13 protein-coding genes, 1 tRNA gene and 1 pseudogene are annotated in these 15,388 nt (G+C 55.4%); 14 read left to right on the top strand and 1 reads right to left on the bottom strand.

Going from position 1 to position 15,388, the window contains the following annotated elements; translation table 11 throughout:
* Window positions 1-133: 133 nt before the first annotated feature.
* Window positions 134-204: transfer RNA gene (locus ACTQ52_RS00215), tRNA-Gly, on the bottom strand.
* Window positions 205-382: 178 nt separating this feature from the next.
* Here ACTQ52_RS00215 and ACTQ52_RS00210 point away from each other — a divergent pair.
* The 14 genes and pseudogenes from ACTQ52_RS00210 to ACTQ52_RS00145 all read left to right on the top strand — a co-directional run bounded on the left by ACTQ52_RS00210 (window position 383) and on the right by ACTQ52_RS00145 (window position 15,310).
* On the top strand, window positions 383-1,237 hold the full coding sequence (locus ACTQ52_RS00210) for a DUF3990 domain-containing protein (protein ID WP_441981433.1): 855 nt from the start codon (window positions 383-385) through the stop codon (window positions 1,235-1,237).
* Window positions 1,238-1,304: 67 nt separating this feature from the next.
* A complete protein-coding gene (locus ACTQ52_RS00205) occupies window positions 1,305-1,793 on the top strand; it encodes an antitoxin (RefSeq protein ID WP_441981432.1) in 489 nt (162 codons plus the stop codon).
* Window positions 1,794-1,950: 157 nt separating this feature from the next.
* A pseudogene (locus ACTQ52_RS00200) lies at window positions 1,951-2,031 on the top strand (S4 domain-containing protein); the annotation flags it as partial.
* A 39-nt stretch (window positions 2,032-2,070) separates the two neighbouring features.
* A complete protein-coding gene (locus ACTQ52_RS00195) occupies window positions 2,071-2,916 on the top strand; it encodes a pseudouridine synthase (RefSeq protein ID WP_441981565.1) in 846 nt (281 codons plus the stop codon).
* A gap of 190 nt (window positions 2,917-3,106) precedes the next feature.
* Window positions 3,107-4,276 carry a DUF4317 domain-containing protein gene (locus ACTQ52_RS00190; protein WP_441981431.1) on the top strand — a complete coding sequence of 390 codons (1,170 nt, stop codon included), beginning with the start codon at window positions 3,107-3,109 and terminating at the stop codon, window positions 4,274-4,276.
* Between the two features lie 128 nt (window positions 4,277-4,404).
* Window positions 4,405-5,595: an Mbeg1-like protein gene (locus tag ACTQ52_RS00185; RefSeq protein WP_441981430.1), complete on the top strand. Its 1,191-nt coding sequence runs from the start codon at window positions 4,405-4,407 to the stop codon at window positions 5,593-5,595.
* A 4-nt stretch (window positions 5,596-5,599) separates the two neighbouring features.
* Complete coding sequence (gene mnmA / locus ACTQ52_RS00180) at window positions 5,600-6,715, top strand: tRNA 2-thiouridine(34) synthase MnmA (protein WP_410042861.1); 1,116 nt, start codon at window positions 5,600-5,602, stop codon at window positions 6,713-6,715.
* Window positions 6,716-6,905: 190 nt separating this feature from the next.
* Window positions 6,906-7,814 carry a glucose-1-phosphate thymidylyltransferase RfbA gene (gene rfbA, locus ACTQ52_RS00175; protein WP_441226511.1) on the top strand — a complete coding sequence of 303 codons (909 nt, stop codon included), beginning with the start codon at window positions 6,906-6,908 and terminating at the stop codon, window positions 7,812-7,814.
* A gap of 97 nt (window positions 7,815-7,911) precedes the next feature.
* Window positions 7,912-8,943, top strand: coding sequence for a dTDP-glucose 4,6-dehydratase (gene rfbB, locus ACTQ52_RS00170; RefSeq protein WP_410042863.1), 1,032 nt, complete (start codon window positions 7,912-7,914; stop codon window positions 8,941-8,943).
* Window positions 8,944-9,096: 153 nt separating this feature from the next.
* Window positions 9,097-10,020, top strand: coding sequence for a dTDP-4-dehydrorhamnose reductase (rfbD, locus tag ACTQ52_RS00165; RefSeq protein WP_410042864.1), 924 nt, complete (start codon window positions 9,097-9,099; stop codon window positions 10,018-10,020).
* 11 nt (window positions 10,021-10,031) lie between these two features.
* Window positions 10,032-11,396 (top strand): phosphoglucosamine mutase, encoded by a 1,365-nt coding sequence (gene glmM / locus ACTQ52_RS00160; protein ID WP_441981429.1) that lies wholly within the window; start codon window positions 10,032-10,034, stop codon window positions 11,394-11,396.
* A gap of 105 nt (window positions 11,397-11,501) precedes the next feature.
* Complete coding sequence (gene leuA, locus ACTQ52_RS00155) at window positions 11,502-13,253, top strand: 2-isopropylmalate synthase (protein WP_441226508.1); 1,752 nt, start codon at window positions 11,502-11,504, stop codon at window positions 13,251-13,253.
* 118 nt (window positions 13,254-13,371) lie between these two features.
* Window positions 13,372-14,346 carry a glycosyltransferase family 8 protein gene (locus ACTQ52_RS00150; protein ID WP_441981428.1) on the top strand — a complete coding sequence of 325 codons (975 nt, stop codon included), beginning with the start codon at window positions 13,372-13,374 and terminating at the stop codon, window positions 14,344-14,346.
* On the top strand, window positions 14,327-15,310 hold the full coding sequence (locus ACTQ52_RS00145) for a hypothetical protein (protein ID WP_441981427.1): 984 nt from the start codon (window positions 14,327-14,329) through the stop codon (window positions 15,308-15,310). Before ACTQ52_RS00150 ends, ACTQ52_RS00145 begins: the two co-directional genes overlap by 20 nt.
* Window positions 15,311-15,388 lie beyond the last annotated feature (78 nt).

The raw sequence follows: 15,388 nt of genomic DNA, 5'->3' as shown, positions 1-15,388 counted from the left end.
TGGTCAGACAAGCGTCTTTTTCATCACCATTTTTCCGCTGTTTCCCTCGTTGGCTCTTCGATGATTTCCAGGTGATTTCTGAACATCGAAAAGTGGCACATGGCATGCCGGACGATTTCCAGGCAACAAAAAAAGCGGCTGACGGGAGTCGGACCCGCCTATCTGGCTTGGGAAGCCAGCGTACTACCGATGTACTACAGCCGCATAATATATATATTCTACGCCGAATATCAGAATTTTTCAATCACAATTTGTATTTTGGTATTTTTGAAAATCAACCGGGATGAAGAAAACACCTCACCTGAACGCTTACATGATTGTTGATCATCACCAGATTGAACTTATTTAAGTAATATGTTATAAACAAGTTGAGGTGAGACATATGGACTATAATTTTTCCAGTGATTTGATGGCCATACGGGAAATACTCGGACTTTCACAGAGCGAACTGGCCGAAATAATCGATGTAGAACAGGTGACGATTTCTCGAAGCGAGTTAGGGAAAACCACGCCCTCAGCGAAGCTTCTGGAGAGTGTCTACGCCTATGCGTTTCAGAAGAAAATCAGAATAAATAAGCTGAAGGAAATGCTCTGGCGGGATGAGCTGGCGACGCATCAGAAGCTGTTGTTTCATGGTGCAAAAAGTGAAATCCACGGTGCCATCGATCTTACCCGTGGTCGAAAGAATAATGACTTCGGACAGGGGTTTTATGCAGGGGAAAGTTATGAGCAGGCGCTTTCCTTCGTCTCCGGCTTCGTTCAGTCATCCGTATACTTTCTGAATTTTGACGTTTCAAATCTAAAATGCAGGAAATACGCTGTCGATCAGGAGTGGATGATGACGATTGCGTATTATCGTGGCTCTCTGGATGCGTACAGGGATCATCCGACGATTCAAAAACTGATAGAGAAGTCAAGAGCATGTGATTATATCATCGCACCCATCGCAGACAACCGCATGTTTCAGATTATCAACGCCTTTATAAATGGTGAACTGACCGACGAGCAGTGTAAGCATTGTCTCGCAGCGACGAACCTGGGGATGCAGTATATCCTGACAAGTGAGCAGGCCGTGGCGAAGACCCGTCTGATCGAGCGCTGTTATATATCCGCAAATGAAAGAGCGTATTTCAAAAAGCTTCGGAGCGACGAAACGAAGCTGGGGGACGATAAAGTCAAGCTGGCCCGGAAGCAGTATCGTGGTCAGGGGCTGTACATCGATGAAATTCTGGTCTGAGCGGACAATGCTTCCTGCGTGCAGTAGTCACAAGCGCTTCCAGCGAAGATTCCAGAAGGAGGTTAGGATGAAAAAAGTCGACAATGATGGATATATTCTGTGTGTCCTTCAGGCAAGCGTGTTTGAGAATTCGGTTGAAAGAATCCTCTCCAGCTCGCCGATATTTATACGCCGTTTTATGAACAGCAAAGTTGCAAAGCAACTCGATAATACTTCGATTCTGGAGACGAATGTTCAGCCGAATGATATTCTGGATCTGCTGAACGAAGAATATGGCGTTTCAAGCTATGGCTCCGTGAAGTATACGCGAAACGAAATGTACTGGATCGGATATGTTTATCGATATTTTGCGCTCGCATATGACTTCAGTTCATCGCAGATTTACAGAATCGTGAAGCCGCAGGAATTACGAAACGTCTTCTTACCCTATCATACGATGGACCCGGCCCAGGCCATAGAAAGAATCCTCGAAGCGAAGGGACTGTCCTTCGAGCAGGATGAAGCACAGGAACTCAAGCGACAGTATGCGATCTATAAAAGAATACGACAGGCATAATGAAGGATTTCGTTATCATTCAGCTCGATGGCCCGGAGAGAACGGAACGGTAACGAATCAAAATACAGCAAAATGTTCATCCGGCTTAAAAAAACGACAAGTACGAAATCGCTGAGATATGCTACACTATGAAAACAAGTAGAGAAAGAGGAATCCTATGCGATTAGATAAATTTTTAGCGGATATGGGCGTCGGCTCCCGCAGTGATCTGAAAAAGGCCATCCGAAAGTCTCTCGTGACGGTGAACGGCGCGGTGGAGAAGGATCCGGGCGCGCAGGTGTCCGCCGAGGACCGCATCTGCTTCGATGGCGCGGAGATCCGCTATGCCGAGCAGCAGTACTATATGCTTCACAAGCCGGCGGGCGTTCTGTCCGCGAGCGAGGACCGGCGACAGACCACTGTCGTCGACCTGATCCGTGACGCTGCATCGACAGATGCATCCGCGGCTAATGCCTCTGCGTCAGATCATCACGCCGCGACCGCAGCCGAATCCGCCGCGGACGGGCATGCCGATGGCCGCATTGCCCGAAGCACGGAGGACGCGCGCGTCCGGAAGGATCTCTTCCCGGTCGGCCGCCTCGATAAGGACACCGAGGGCCTCCTCATCATCACGAACGACGGCCCCCTCGCGCACCAGCTCCTCGTGCCGAAGAACCACATCGATAAAACCTATTACGCCATCGTGACCGGCACCATCACCGAAGACGACCAGTGCGCCTTCACCCGCGGCATCCGCTATGACGAAAAGCTGACTGCCCTCCCGGCCACCCTCCGCGTCCTCAGCACCGGAAAAACCGTCGCCGCCCTCCGGCGTGAGCTCGGCTTCACCGCAACGAGTGAACGCCTGCTCCGCACCCGCCTCGCTGGCCCGGCCTTCATCGGCGCCGAAGAACCCGCCGACATCACGGACGACACACTCGTAAGCGAAGTCGAAATCACCATCCAGGAAGGCAAGTTCCACCAGATCAAAAAGATGGTGAAGGCCCTCCCCGGTGGAAAAGAAATCCTCTACCTCCGCCGCATCACGATGGGCGCCCTCCGACTCGACCCGGACCTCGCACCAGGAGAGTTTCGGAAACTCCGGCAGGAAGAAATCAAAATACTAAAAGATTCTGTTGAATAGTGGATATTCAGTGAGAATCCGGACAGGAAGGGCGCCTAAATTGCGCATTCAAAGAACAGGTTCCGGCCCAGGGTCCGTGGAGGACATACAGGCTTGCCTGTTATGGCCGCCACGAACCCTGGGTTGGGTTCTGTACTTTGAACTAAGTGAGTGGCGCCCTTCCTGTCCGGATTCGGAGTAAAGGAGAATTATGGATAAAAAATCAGTCAGTGAGATCAAGACGAAGTGTTTCAATCGTCAGAACTGCCGCATCGATCGTATGCGCGCCTGCTACGTCAACGAGGAGAAGGAGAAGCTTTCGACCTTTCACGACATGTTCCTCCAGCTCGCGGATGAAGAGCAGACGAAGTACTGCGAGATCTTCAAGCGCTCTATGTCCGGCAAGTTCGGACGCAACTTATATAATGTAGAGTTTCCGTACGCCGAGGAGGTCGAGGGCGGCCACCAGGCCTTCCTGTACCAGCTCCAGCAGTCCGATCTTCGGGACGACGCGCTCGTCGAGCAGTTCTTCGACCGCGTGATCGGTAGCTACACCTTCCCAGGAAAGTACCTTATCCTCTTAAGCCACGGCGTCTACGACATCCCGATGAAGATGAAGGACGGCGCCGAGCTCGACAGTGAGTATGTCTACAGCTTCATTCTCTGCTCCATCTGCCCGGTCGAGCTCCTGCACGACGGCCTCTGCTACGATAAGGCAGAGCAGACCTTCCGGAACCGCACCGACGACTGGGGCGTGAAAAATCCGGAGACGGCCTTCCTCTTCCCGGCCTACAATTTCCGGAACACCGACATCCACAGTGCACTGTACTTCACCCGTCACCCGGAGGAGCGCCACGAGGAGATCGCCATCGACGTCCTCGGCACCGAGCTCAGCCGCACCGAGAAGGATCAGCAGAACGTCTTCCGTGAGATCATCGAGACGACCCTCTCCGGCGACTGCACCTTCGAAACCATCCGAAACATCAACGAAGACCTGAAGGAGATGATCGAGGAGAACAAGAAGGATAAGGAAACCGACGATCAGGTCGCCCTCGATAAGAACGAGATGAAGAAGCTCCTCGCCCGAAACGGCGCAAACGACGAGCAGCTCCATCAGTTCGAGCGCATCTATGATGAGGCGGTCGGCGACGACACGACCCCGCTGCTCGCAGAAAATGTGCAGAGTCAGAAAAACCTGGTGGTGAAGTCCCTCACGATGAAGCTCGATGTGAAGTCGGAGAACGCCGGCCTCGTCGAGACACGTGTGATTGACGGCCGCGAGTACCTCCTCATCCCGATCGCGGACGACATCGAGGTAAACGGCATCAAGATCCGCCAGAACCTCCAGTCGGAGAGCTCCGCAGAAAATACAGAAGCATAACGAGTAACAGTTCAGGCAGGGGGGGCCCCTCCGGGGCCCCTGCCTAAACTGTTACCATAACGATCCACCTGCAGCGTGCCGGGCACCCTCGAGGTGCTTCGGCCGCTGCAGGCGACCGGAGGTGTAAGATGGCAAATATCAATGAATATCTGGACTGGCGGGGCGATGTGCCCTTCAGCATCGACCCCTTTAACGATGTGGATAACCTCATCCTGAGCGAGCTGGCCTATACCGATTTCGAGGGGATCGTGCCACCACCGGGCAGCGGTGAGAGCATTTCGCTCCGTGAAGCGTATGCGGCCTTCTATCAGCGTCATACCCGCGAAGAGATCGAGGCCGAGACGACCTTCTATCACATGGCCCCTTTCGTGATGGATCATCTCGTCGCGAGTCGGCGTTTCCAGAACCTCCGCCTCGCAAATTATGTGAATGTCATCGACGAAGCGAAGGACGCACAGTTTTCGGCCATCACCTTCCTGCTCGGGCGGGAGGTGCCGATCGCCCTCGACTGCGCCGGCGACGCCGCGCACGCGCGCATACAGCTCCCGGGAGATGAACGAGAAACGGCCTACGTCGCCTACCGCGGCACCGATGATTCCATCGTCGGCTGGAAGGAGGATATGAACCTCTCGTACCAGCTCCGCACGCCGGGGCAGCAGTCCGCCGTGCATTATCTCGACGCGCTTTTCCGGGGACAATGTCTCCGCCTCATGGTCGGTGGACACTCGAAGGGCGGCAATTTCGCCGTCTACGCCTCCGCCTTCTGTGCGTCGGAGGTACGCCGGCAGATCTGCCGCATCTATACGAATGACGGCCCGGGCTTCCTCCCGGAAATCACGGAATCGACGGCGTATCAGCAGATTCAGCCGAAGATCGTCTCGACGATTCCAGAGAACTCCCTGATCGGCATCCTGCTGACGAGTGACATCGACCACCATGTGGTGCAGGCGACCGGCATGGGCATCATGCAGCATGATCCCCTCAGCTGGCAGGTTTATGGAAATCATTTCGTGGAAGCAGAGAAACGGACGGCGACCTCCCTTGCGGCTGAACGAGGCATGCGGACCTGGCTCGAGGAACTCAGCATTGACCAGCGGATCCTCTTCATCGAGACCCTGTTTGATGCGTTTCAGTCCGGCGGTGCCCATACCTTCACGGAGCTCTTCGAGGATAAGGCCCGCCTGATCGCCGACATGCTCCGCGTCGCCGCCTCGCTCCCGAAGGAGGAGCAGCAGGAGCTCCGCCGCATGCTCGGCGAGTTTGCCCGCATCGGCGCCCGCGTGCTGATAACCGGTGCGAAAAGTGGATTTAAGAGGTAAATATATGAGTGAAGCAAAGAAAAAGGCCCTGGTGGCGATGAGCGGCGGTGTCGACAGCTCGGTGGCAGCCGCGCTGATGTGCGATGCCGGCTACGACGCCATCGGTGTTACCATGAAGCTGTATGATAATGAAACCGTCGATGTCTGTCGCGAAAATACCTGCTGTACCCTCGAGGATACCGAGGATGCCCGCCAGGTCGCGACGAGCCTCGGCATGCCGTACTATGTCTTTAACTTTACCGAAGACTTCGACCGCCAGGTCATCGAACGCTTCGTGCGGACCTACGAGGAGGGCGGCACCCCGAATCCGTGCATCGATTGTAACCGCTATATGAAGCACGAGAAGCTCTATCACCGCGCCGAGACCCTTGGCTGCGACGTCATCGTCACCGGCCACTACGCCCGCATCGAGCAGGACCCGGCGACCGGACGCTGGCTCCTCAAGAAGGCGAAAAACCTCGCAAAGGATCAGAGCTATGTGCTCTACTTTCTGACCCAGCAGCAGCTCGCGCACACCATGTTTCCGCTCGGGAACTTCGCCTCGAAGGAAGAGGTTCGAGAGGTCGCCGAGAAGTACGGCTTCATCAACGCCCGTAAGCACGACTCCCAGGACATCTGCTTCGTCGTGAACGGTGACTACGGCGACTTCATCGAGCACTATACCGGAAAAAACTTCGCACCCGGAAAGTTCGTCGACACCGAGGGGCATATCCTCGGCGAGCATAAGGGCATCATCCGCTACACCATCGGCCAGCGAAAGGGCCTCGGCCTCGCCCTTCCGGCGCCGATGTACGTCTGCGGAAAGGACATGGAGAAAAACGAAGTCATCCTCACCACCGGCCCGGCCCTCTACAGCAGTGCCCTCATCGCGGACCACTTCAACTGGATCCCATTTGACGAACCGACCGAAGCTGTCCGCGTCACCGTAAAGACCCGCTACAAGGCGAAGGAAGTCCCGGCTACCGCCGAAGTCCTCCGCGACGAGCACGGCTTCAGCATCGGCCGCGTCCTCGTCCGCTTCGACCAGCCGGAACGCGCCGTCGCCACCGGCCAGGCCGTCGTCCTCTACGACGGCGACACCGTCGTCGGCGGAGGCACCATCCGCGAAGCGATCCGCTAACGCGGAGAGCGGCGCAGGCCGAGGGCCCGGGAGGGCCTCAGGTGCTCTCGAAAATGTATATCTTAAGCGGATTTTAAAGAAGTTTAAATTTGTATATGAGATATGATTGTGCTAAAATCCACATAAGTATGTGAAGATACGGGGCTTCTGCGCCCATTTCCGCAGTCCCCGCCCATCTAAAGGAGACATTATGAAGGGAATTATTCTTGCCGGTGGATCCGGTACGAGATTATATCCGCTGACCAAAGTAACCTCCAAGCAGTTACTTCCGATTTATGATAAGCCGATGATCTACTATCCGCTCAGCGTCCTTATGAACGCCGGCATCCGCGACATCCTGCTTATTTCGACACCGAACGACACCCCGCGTTTCGAGGACCTGCTCGGCGACGGCAGCCAGTTCGGCATCAACCTACAGTATAAGGTACAGCCATCCCCGGATGGACTCGCACAGGCCTTTATCCTGGGCGCAGACTTCATCGGTGACGATTCCGTCGCGATGATCCTCGGAGACAACATCTTCTCCGGCCACGGCTTCAAGAAGGCACTCCGCCAGGCCGCAGCGAAGGAATCCGGCGCGACCGTCTTCGGCTACTATGTCGATGATCCGGAGCGTTTCGGTATCGTCGCCTTCGACGAGAACGGAAAGGCCATCTCCATCGAGGAGAAGCCGGAGCACCCGAAGTCCAACTACTGTGTAACGGGTCTCTACTTCTATGATAACCGTGTCGTAGAGTACGCGAAGAACCTGAAGCCATCCGCACGTGGCGAGCTCGAGATCACCGACCTGAACCGCATCTACCTTGAGAATGGCGAGCTGGATGTGACACTGCTCGGACAGGGCTTCACCTGGCTCGACACCGGAACCCACGAGTCCCTCGTCGATGCGACGAACTTCGTCCGCACCATCGAGACCCACGAGCACCGGAAGATCGCCTGCCTCGAGGAGATCGCGTATCTCAACGGCTGGATCGGCCGCGATAAGGTCGAGGAAGCCTACGAGATGTATAAGAAGAACGAGTACGGCAAGTACCTGAAGGACGTGCTCGACGGCAAGTATGTCGATAAGATCACAGAGCAGAACGAGCTCGGTAAGTAATCATAGCTGAATGAGGCTCTGAAATCAGCGATGATCATAACGGCCGTATCCGGTGCGAAACGCCCGGGCAGCCGTTGATCCAGGAAAGGAATGTACTATGAAATATATCGTAACCGGTGGCGCCGGCTTTATCGGCGGCAACTTCATGCACTTCGCAGTCAACACCTATCCAGAGGATATGTGGATCTGTCTCGATGCCCTGACCTATGCAGGTAACCTCGAGACCCTCGCACCGCTTGAGGGCAAGCCGAACTACAAGTTCGTCAAGGGTGACATCGCTGACCGCGAGTTCATCTTCAAGCTCTTCGAGGAGGAGAAGCCGGATGTCATCATCAACTTCGCTGCGGAGTCTCACGTAGACCGTTCCGTGACGAACCCGGACATCTTCCTTCAGACGAATGTCGGCGGTACCGTAACCCTGCTCGACGCCTGCAAGAAGTACGGCATCCAGCGTTACCATCAGGTTTCCACCGATGAGGTATATGGCGACCTGCCACTGGATCGTCCGGACCTCTTCTTCACCGAGGACAACAAGATCAAGGCATCTTCCCCGTACTCTGCATCGAAGGCAAGTGCAGATCTCTTCGTCATGGCGTACCACAGAACCTTCGGTATCCCGGTGACGATCTCACGCTGCTCGAACAACTACGGTCCGTATCACTTCCCGGAGAAGCTGATCCCGCTTGTCATCTCCAGAGCGCTCAATGATGAGAAGATCCCTGTATATGGCAACGGCGCAAACGTACGTGACTGGCTCTATGTAACCGATCACTGCAAGGCCATCGACCTGATCGTCCGGAAGGGTAAGCCAGGTGAGGTCTACAACATCGGCGGACACAATGAGCGCACGAACCTCGAGGTCGTGAAGACCATCCTGAAGGCGCTCGGCAAGCCGGAGTCGCTCATCGAGTATGTAAAGGACAGACCGGGCCACGATCTCCGCTATGCGATGGACCCGACGAAGATCGAGACCGAGCTCGGCTGGCAGCCGGAGTACACCTTCGATACCGGTATCCCTGTCACGATCGACTGGTATCTCAACAACAAGGAGTGGTGGGAGCACATCGTTTCCGGCGAGTACCAGAGCTACTTCGAGAAGATGTATGTACAGGGTAAGGGTCTTCAGTAAATAGCCGATTCATCCCTCGCATGTATATGTGAGGGATTTGCTTTTTTAAAGGCTGAAACTAAAACACGAAGATGCCATAGCGCCATCATGGCGTGGGATACGGTCTGTCAGGGCAGCCTGCAGGCGGTGGATGGCATACGAAAGAGGTTTTTTATGAACGTATTTGTAACAGGTGTCAATGGTCAGCTCGGTCACGATGTGATGAACGAACTCGCGAAACGCGGCTACGAGGGTGTCGGCACGGACATCCAGCCGGTGTACAGCGGTGTGATGGATGATTCGGCGGTGACCCGTATGCCGTATGTGCAGATGGATATCACGAATCGTGCCCAGGTTTCCTCCATCATTCGCGAGCTTCATCCGGATGTGATCGTGCACTGTGCGGCCTGGACCGCGGTTGACGCCGCAGAGGATGAGGCGAACCGTCCGAAGGTAAAGGCGATCAATGTTGACGGCGTGCAGAACATCGCCGATGCCGCGAAGCTCGTGGATGCGAAGATGATCTATATCTCCACCGACTACGTCTTCGACGGTCAGGGCGAGACCCCGTGGCAGCCGGACTGTAAGGATTATGCGCCGCTCAACTACTATGGTGAGACGAAGCTCGGCGGTGAGCAGGCCGTCGCGCGGACCCTCGAGAAGTATTTCATCGTCCGCATCGCCTGGGTCTTCGGCCTCAACGGAAAGAACTTCATCAAGACCATGCTGAACGTCGGAAAGACCCACGATACCGTACGCGTGGTAAATGATCAGATCGGTACACCGACCTATACACTGGATCTTTCGAGACTGCTTGTGGACATGCTGGAGACCGAGAAATACGGCTACTACCACGCAACCAACGAGGGCGGCTATATCAGCTGGTATGATTTCACGAAGGAAATCTACCGTCAGGCCGGCTATACCACGAAGGTCGTGCCGGTGACCAGTGCTGAGTACGGCGCGAGCGTGGCGGCCCGTCCGTTTAACTCCCGCCTCGATAAGTCGAAGCTTCGTGAGGCCGGATTCACACCGCTCCCGACCTGGCAGGATGCGGTCGGACGGTATCTCGAGGCGCTGAAGAGCAGCGAAGCATAAAGGAGAAAACAATGGGAAAATATTTTGGAACCGATGGTTACCGTGGTGAGGCCAATGTCAATCTGACGGCCGACAGTGCCTTCCGTGTAGGCAAGTTCCTCGGATGGTACTATGGACAGCAGAGAAAAAACGGCGAGCACTGCCGCATCGTTATCGGTAAGGATACGCGACGTTCCAGCTATATGTTTGAATATGCGATCGCCGCAGGGATCACTGCGACCGGTGCAGATGCCTACCTTCTGCATGTGACGACGACCCCGTCCGTCGCTTATGTGGCCCGCTCGGAGGACTTCGACTGTGGTGTGATGATCTCCGCCTCCCATAATCCGTACTATGATAACGGCATCAAGGTCATCAACGGAAACGGCGAGAAGCTCGGCGATGATGTCATAAAGAAGATCGAGGATTACCTCGACGGCGTAACCCCGGAGGTGCCGCTCGCGACCCGTGCGGATATCGGACGCACCATCGACTTCGCGGCCGGACGGAACCGCTACATCGGTTACCTCATCTCACTGGCTACCCGCAGCTTCAAGGGAAAGAAGGTCGCCCTCGACTGCTCGAACGGCTCCGCTTCCTCGGTTGCGAAGTCCGTCTTCGACGCACTCGGCGCCGATACCCATGTCATCCACAACGAGCCGAACGGCACCAACATCAACGACAAGTGCGGATCGACCCACATCGAGTCGCTTCAGAAGTATGTCGTGGAGCAGGGCTGTGATGTCGGCTTCGCTTACGACGGTGATGCGGATCGCTGCCTCGCCGTCGATGAGGATGGTCGTGTCGTCAACGGCGACCAGATCATGTATGTCTGTGGCTGCTACATGAAGGAGCAGGGACAGCTGCAGGATAACACGATCGTGACCACCGTTATGTCGAACTTCGGACTTTATAAGGCGCTCGATGAGGTCGGCATCCGGTATGAAAAGACGAAGGTCGGCGACCGTTTCGTCTATGAAAACATGTCACAGAACGGCTTCTCCCTCGGTGGAGAGCAGTCCGGACACATCATCTTCCTGCGTCATGCGACGACCGGTGATGGTATCCTGACCTCCATCAAGGTGATGGAGACGATGCTTGCGAAGAAGCAGTCTCTGAAGCAGCTGGCGGCTCCGTTTGTTGTCTTCCCGCAGGTGCTGAAGAACGTGCGCGTCCTCGATAAGGAGAGTGCACAGAACAACCCGGCGGTGCAGAAGGCAGTACAGGAGGTGACCGAGGCCCTCGGAAACGACGGTCGTATCCTTCTTCGTGCATCCGGTACCGAGCCACTCGTACGTGTCATGGTGGAGGCAGACACCGAGGAGAAGTGTGAGCGTTATGTCGATCAGGTTATCGCAGTTATGAACAAAGAGGGGCTGGTCCTCACGGTTCAGTAATGCTATAATAAGAAATTATACAGATGTACAAACATATAACTGTACGGCATATGTGATAGAGTAAGACATAATAGAGAAGACTTTCAAGGAAAGGAAGCGGCAGCTATGTTAAATTACAAGCGTTACAGACGTTTTCCAGCGTTCAGATATCCGGAAAGAACCTGGATGGATAAGGAAATCACGGAGGCACCGATCTGGTGCTCCGTCGATCTACGTGATGGTAACCAGGCGCTGGTAGATCCGATGAGCGTAGAGGAGAAGATCGAATTTTTCCAGATGCTTGTAAAGCTGGGCTTCAAGGAAATCGAGGTGGGCTTCCCTGCAGCGTCCCAGATCGAGTATGACTTCCTGCGTCAGCTGATCGAGCGGAAGATGATCCCGGACGATGTGACGGTACAGGTGCTGGTGCAGTGCCGTGCCGAGCAGCTCGAGCGTACCTTCGACTGCCTCGCCGGTCTCAAACAGGCTATCGTCCACATCTATAACTCTACTTCCGTCCTTCAGAGAGACGTGGTCTTCCATAAGAGTAAGGAAGAAATCATTGACATCGCCCTGACCGGTACCCAGCTCGTAAAGAAGTATGCCGCCGGCTTCCCGGGCCACATCCGCCTCGAGTATTCGCCGGAGTCCTTCACCGGCACCGAGATGGATTATGCGGCGGAGATCTGTAATGCCGTGCTCGACGCCTGGGAGTGCGGTGAGGGCCGCGAGGTCATCATCAACCTGCCGTCCACGGTGGAGATGAATACGCCGAATGTCTATGCCGATCAGATCGAGTATATGTCGAAGCACCTCAAGTACCGTGAGCATGTGATCCTCTCCGTGCATCCACACAACGATCGTGGTGAGGGCGTCGCATCCACGGAGCTTGCGCTGCTCGCCGGCGCGGATCGTGTCGAGGGTACCCTCTTCGGAAACGGAGAGCGTACGGGCAATGTTGACATCCTGACGCTCGCCTATAACATGTTCTCGCAGGGCGTGGATCCGAAGCTTGCGCTCGAGGATATCAACAGCATCAAGGAAGTCTATGAGCGCTGCACGAAGATGACGATTCCACCGAGACAGCCGTATGCCGGTGCCCTGGTATTTACCGCGTTCTCCGGTTCGCACCAGGATGCCATCAACAAGGGCGTGCAGGCGATGCACGAGCGCCAGAGCACGATCTGGGAGGTTCCGTACCTGCCGATCGACCCGGCCGACATCGGTCGAAAGTACGAGCCGATCGTCCGTATCAACAGCCAGTCTGGCAAGGGCGGTGTCGCCTTCGTCATGGATGCGCAGTTCGGCTACAAGCTGCCGAAGGGCATGCAGCGTGAGTTCGCGGATTATATCCAGGCGCTGTCGGAGCAGGAGGGCGAGGTGTCACCACAGGAAATCTACGATATCTTCCAGGCAGAGTACGTCGAGACCAAGGAGCCGATTCACTTCAAGAACATCCGTACCACCGATACCGAGAACGGCGACGATACCTATACCACGATGGCACATGTGACCTATCTAAATCACGGCAGTATGCAGCACTTCGATGGTGTTGGTAACGGCCCGATCGATGCGGTGATCGCCGGACTCGCCGAGGAGCTGAAGATCAACATCAAGGTCCTCGATTACCAGGAGCATGCGCTGGGCTCCGGCTCGAATGTAAAGGCGGTTTCCTACATCCACCTGCTGGATGTGAATACCGGAAAGACCAGCTATGGTGTCGGCTTAAGCTCCAACATCACACGTTCTTCGATCCGTGGTCTCTTCAGTGCGGTGAACCGCATGTTCTTCCCGGAGGAAGCAGAGGCGGCCGGAAAGAAGCGTGTCGAGCAGAAGAAGGCCGGACAGAATCCGCGGGATCTCTTCGGAAATTCATAAATAAACATGCTGGAAGAGGCTGTCGCAGAGCGACAGCCTCTTCTTTATTAGCTGAAATTACGTTATAATAGTGTGAATTATGCAATGATGCGCTGTCTGGCGCAGAAAGGCGACGACTATGAATATCGTGTATGCATCTGACGAGGGCTACTGCCAGCATATGGCGGTGTCCATCGTGTCTCTGATTGAACATAATAAAAGTGAGCAGCTGACCTTTCACATCCTGTCCGACGGGATCTCGATGGAGAAGGAGGATCAGCTTCGTGCCATGGTCCGTGGCTATGGAAAGAAGATCGTATTCTATCCGATCGAGCATCTGATGGAGGAGCTCCGGGGCCAGATCTATGGTCTCGATACGGGGCGCTTCCGCATCACGACGCTCGCGCGTCTTCTGATGGGCTCGATTCTGCCGCGGATGGTGACGAAGGTGCTGTACCTCGACTGTGATACCGTGGTGCTGCGTTCGATCGCACCGCTCTATCGTCTGCGCCTCGAGGAGAACATGGCGGCGATGGCGGCGGAGCCGACCATCTATCTGGAGGTGAAGGAGAAGATCGGCCTCACGGAGGAGGATACCTACTTTAATGCCGGTATGCTGCTCATGAATCTGTCCGCATGGCGGCTCGAGGATATGGAGGCGAACTGCTTCGCCTACTATAATCAGATGGGCGGTCAGCTGCCGTTCAATGATCAGGATGTCCTGAATCATGTGCTGAAGGGACGGATCCGGCGTGTCGGCCAGACCTATGACTTCATCACGAATTACTACTACTTCCGCTATGAGACGCTCTGTGCGAAGTCAGCCTCCTTCGCCCGCGGTGAGTCGAAGGAGAGCTTCCATCTTGCGAAGCATCATCCGGTCATCGTGCACTTCGCTTCGGATGAGCGTCCGTGGAACCGTGGAAACCTCAACCACTATACGCGTGCCTACGATAAATACCTGAAGAAGACCCCGTTTGCCGGCGCTGCCCGTGTGAAGGGAAAGGAAGCCTACATGGCCCTCTACCATGCGATGAACCTCGCGACCTTCCTGTGCCCGCAGGTACGCCAGTATATCTCAGACAGGTACTATCATGAACAGATTGAAAAATAAAAAGATACTCCTGATCATGCCGTTCTTCTATCACTATGAGGACGCGATCCGGGCGCATCTCGAGCGGGCCGGTGCAGAGGTCTGGCTCGTGGATACGAACATCCATGCCTACGGACTCGGAAAGAAGCTCGTCATGTTCTATACGAAGGCACTCCGCGACCAGCTGGTGTACCGCTACTATGAGCACGCGCTCCGGGATGTGCCGGATACCCTCGACGAGGTCATGATCATCAAGGGTACCTGGATGACCGATGAGGTCCTGCATGCGCTGCAGGCGCGCTTCGCGTCGGCGGATTTCCGAATCTACCACTGGGACAGTGTCGCGACCTTCCCGGATCAGCTCCGCATCAACCGCTTCTTCACGAAGATCTATACCTTCGATCCGGTGGACGCTGCGCAGTACAGCTGGATCTACCGGCCGACCTTCTTCGAGGAGGAAATCTGCCATCCGTCGGAGGAGAAGCGCTACGACTTCCTCCTCATCTGTTCGATGCATACGCGTCGGATGGAGGTGCTCCGGAAGCTGAAGGCGCTCGCGGAGAAGCAGCAGAAAACACTCTACAGCTACATCTATGTGCCGCGGCTCCAGTACATCCGGGAGACGCTGCTCCGGCATAATCCGCTCTACGAGGGCGCCCGGGATGCACTGCATTTCCAGCCGCTTCCGCAGGCGGAGACCTATGCGCTCTATCCGCACACCCGCTGCATCGTGGACTATACCTTCCCGCAGCAGAACGGCTTCAGCATGCGGACCTACGACGCCATGGGCTGCCACTGCAAGCTCCTCACGAACAACCCGCATGTGAAGGATGCGGATTTCTATGATCCACAGAACATCTATGTCTATGACCCGGATCACTTCGAGATCCCGGCGGATTTCCTGGACACCCCGTATCGGCCGCTGCCGGCAGAAGTCTATGATCGCTACCGGCTCGACGGCTTCCTGCAGGAGCTGTTCGGCTGAAGTGAGGCGGAGAGATATGCGTATATGACATACGTGGCGGCGAGCGAGGATGCTCCGTCGTAGACATTGACCACGTAC

The sequence above is a fragment of the Oribacterium sp. Sow4_G1_1 genome (assembly GCF_052116105.1).
GTDB lineage: Bacteria > Bacillota > Clostridia > Lachnospirales > Lachnospiraceae > Oribacterium.
The sequence above is the reverse complement of the archived record's forward strand: the minus strand, read 5'-3'. Positions and strand labels throughout refer to the sequence as shown.